At 30.0% G+C, this 3412-nt stretch carries 4 protein-coding genes and 2 pseudogenes; all 6 read right to left on the minus strand.

Annotation, left to right across the window (positions count from 1 at the left end; all coding sequences use genetic code 11):
* A partial coding sequence (locus tag RRB46_RS10585) for a Maff2 family mobile element protein (protein ID WP_311538509.1) occupies positions 1 to 193 on the minus strand: 193 nt, incomplete at its 3' end.
* A 1-nt stretch (position 194) separates the two neighbouring features.
* Positions 195 to 507, minus strand: a pseudogene (locus RRB46_RS10590) (single-stranded DNA-binding protein).
* A gap of 272 nt (positions 508 to 779) precedes the next feature.
* On the minus strand, positions 780 to 2003 hold the full coding sequence (locus RRB46_RS10595; protein ID WP_311538510.1) for an IS110 family transposase: 1224 nt from the start codon (positions 2001 to 2003) through the stop codon (positions 780 to 782).
* Between the two features lie 284 nt (positions 2004 to 2287).
* The gene (locus RRB46_RS10600; protein WP_308216819.1) at positions 2288 to 2548 is read right to left on the minus strand and encodes a hypothetical protein; all 261 of its coding nucleotides are present in this window, start codon (positions 2546 to 2548) and stop codon (positions 2288 to 2290) included.
* A gap of 18 nt (positions 2549 to 2566) precedes the next feature.
* Positions 2567 to 2758, minus strand: a pseudogene (locus tag RRB46_RS10605) (helix-turn-helix domain-containing protein); the annotation flags it as partial.
* A gap of 82 nt (positions 2759 to 2840) precedes the next feature.
* The coding region (locus RRB46_RS10610) for a TraG/TraD/VirD4 family protein (RefSeq protein ID WP_311538511.1) at positions 2841 to 3412 on the minus strand (572 nt) is incomplete at its 5' end.

Genomic DNA, 3412 nt, shown 5'->3' on the forward strand with positions numbered 1-3412 from the left:
GTGGAATTAATTTAATACCGATTAGTACAATTCCCCCACCAGCCATAAGCTGCTTAATACCTTGAGATTTAGCACCAGGGTTATCATTACCATAACCTTCCATTAAGTTAATAACTCCCCATGCTCCTAAACCTGCACCAATTGCAGTTACAAGTGTCTTTAAAACTCCAACTCCAGCTGTAAAAAATTCCATATTATTCCTCCTCGTTTTCTTTCTTATTTTCTATTTTGTTTAGTGATTTAACTATAAAATTCTTGTAGACCTTATCTCCTTTTTTGTTTTCTTTGAAATATCCAAAGACATGGATTAGATCTCCTTTTTCAAATTCTTTTACAATTTCTACCTTTTCTCCATATACTGAGCAATTTGTATATTCTTTGCCTTTTCCATATTTTTTTAACAAGAGCAAAATTTGCTACTTGAACATTTTCTCCATCCTTTTCAAATTCTGAAAATTCAGCTTCCTTAACTAAATTTGCATTAATATTTATCATTTCTCTATCCATTGATTTCTTCTCCTTAATCTAAAAATTTCAATTAAAAAAGCGACTGAACTTATATTTCAATCGCTAAATGTCTAATATATTAAACTATTTAAGTGGGACTTCTTATCCTTACCATTTTTACCTCCTAATTTTGAGTATAAAAACCTGCTAACAAAAGTCAAGGAGAAAAGTCAAATTAATTTTGCTTTCCTCCTTGTTAATTAGAATTTAAATTTGAGCATACCAAATAAGCCGGTTACTATCGGCTTGTTTTAACTATTTTTTTCATAATTCTAAGCTGCTTTTAACACCTTCTTTTCTTGTTTTGATGCCATAACTTTTGCATAGTATATTCTTAAGAATTTATTTAGTCCTGCAAATTTACATACTTTTTTAGCTTTTCCATCTTTTTCTTTTTTTACCATATACAGATATATATCATTTTCAGGATCTTTAGCACTCATCATGCATTTCATAGCTTGATAACCTACTTTTCTTAGTATTGCATTGCCTCTTTTTGTTATTTTTCTCTGATCTGCTTTAAAATTCCCTGACTCATATGGCGGTGAATCTATTCCTACAAAGGATATCAAACTTTTTTTGTTTTTAAATTTTGATAAGTCGCCAAATTCTGCTGTGATTTGCACTGCTAATTTATCTGATATTCCTGAGAATTTCTTTGCTTCTTGATATTCTTCTAGGGGCTCGGCAATTTCTATCATTTGTGATAAAATAGTATGTAGAATTTGATTTATATGTTTGATCAATTCTATTCCTTCTTGTATGTTCATTTTTATATATGAGCTATTAGAAGATTGAGTTGAGATACTTTCCCCTGCGAGCTTGTATATGGATTTAGCTTTATCAGCATTAGGATGGTATCTCTTTTCTTTTGCCCAGTTTTTAAAATCTTCTATGAATTTTTCTTCTGGTTTTTCTAATACTAGGTTTTTATGCCACCATTTTTCTAAAAAATCTAATAGTTTATCTTTTAAAAAGTCGCCTGAAGCGTGTGGAATTAGTTTTTTTATTCCTGGAAATGTTTGATTTATTGTTTGGTCTATGAAGTTCATTTGATTGATTCTTATTTCCATGTAGTGCTGATAGGATCTGTTTAATTCTTTTAGGACTCTGAAACTTTCTGCATCTACTTTGTATTCTTGTAACTCTTTCCAGTATATCAAACCATATTCTGCTATTTGTATGGCATCTATATTATCATTTTTTGCTTTTCTAAAGTTAAGTACTCGACAAAACTGTTTCATTTTTAGTGGGTTTACTACGGTTACAAAGTATCCTTTGTCTTTTAATTCATAGAGGATTGGAAGATGGTATTTACCTGTTGCTTCCATGACTATTTTTACTTCTTCATTTAGAGTATCTAGTTTCTTTAAAAATTCTTCTACTTTTGTTTTCTTAAGATTAACATCAAAAGGCTTCCAAATGATTTTGCTACCTTGTTCTAATGCACAGACTGTAAACTTTTCTTTTGCTATATCTATTCCTATAGATATCATTTTATTACCTTCTTTCTTTTAATTTGTAGTTCCTACCTGCACCATTACACTCATTTTAGCTCGTGACACGGACGTTTTGCCCAACCTGCTTAACCGAATATGAATAATGAAGAGGTAGATGACAGTTTTTATGACGGATTTTTAACCCTAAAAGACGATCGTCATACTACGTCTTCATTATACAAAAATAGTGCAAGATTGAAATTACTTTCTCTCTTACACTATTTATGGTACTAAAAAGACGATAGAGTTTTTAATTTCTATCGCCTATTAATACCTTATTTCTAATCTTCTAAAATCGATACTTCAAGGTCTATCGCTTTAAATGTAACAGTTATTCCTACTTCTTCTTTTACTGTTTTTTCAAATAGCTCAGCTATATCATATGGGGACATATCATATATATCTTCATACCATTCATTACTTTCATCGTACATTGTCTCACATATTGCTTCAATATAATTTTTCTTATCCATAGTGAGTTCTGTATCACTTTCCAAAATAAACTGCTCACCATTTATATTTAAAATGATTGTTTTTTGTATAGGTGAATTAAACTTAAATAATTCTGGCAATGTAATTGCAAGTCCTTTTGCAATTTTATCAATATTTTCTATTGATATATTTCTCTTCCCAAGCTCTACATCCGCAATATATGTCCTATCCAATCCACAAGCTTTAGAAAATGTTTCTTGTGTAAATCCACGAGCTGTTCTTAATTTTCTAATTTCCTGACCTAATTCTTTTTTAATCATACAATAGTACCTCCGTATGATTATATATTAGCACTTTGTCGACTATAAGTCAACCGTCTATGAGTCACAAATTATTTTTATATCATAAATTTATTTTAAGGATTTTAGATTTTGAGTTTAATTTTATTTTATCTCTGTTTTTCAAAAACTCCTCCACATCAAATAAATTCTTCTTATCATAATCTTCAAGTAATCTATAATTCTTATGCTTTGTAATATCAAATTTATCAGATAAGAAAGGTCTTACTCCTCTTAGCTGGTATATACACTTACCACCATCCATTACAGTTATTTCATCTTGGCTCATAAGTTCCTTACCAGTTTTTTGGTAATTTAGACCAAAAGATTTTTGGTTGGATCTTGTTTCTGATGTGTTATATAGGTCTATGGTTTCTTTTCCTAATGTTTCAGATAATTCTTTTACTGTTGTTTTTTCTTTTCCTCCTAAAAAGAGTGTAGAGTCACAGTTACCAACTATTGTATCTGCATGGTCTTTATAGATTGCTTTTAATTGAGATTGTGCTTGCAATATTATACTTGCTGATATTTCTCTTGAACGAATTGTTGCAATCAGTTTTTCAAATTTAGGAATCAAACCAATATTTGCAAACTCATCAAGTAGACACCTAACATGAACAGGAAGTCTTCCACCAT

It is taken from the genome of uncultured Anaerococcus sp. (assembly GCF_963512375.1).
GTDB lineage: Bacteria > Bacillota > Clostridia > Tissierellales > Peptoniphilaceae > Anaerococcus.

Excerpts from the sequence above, each read along its gene's own strand:
- RRB46_RS10595 (WP_311538510.1), bottom strand. The coding sequence starts at position 2,003 with ATGATATCTATAGGAATAGATATAGCAAAAGAAAAGTTTACAGTCTGT.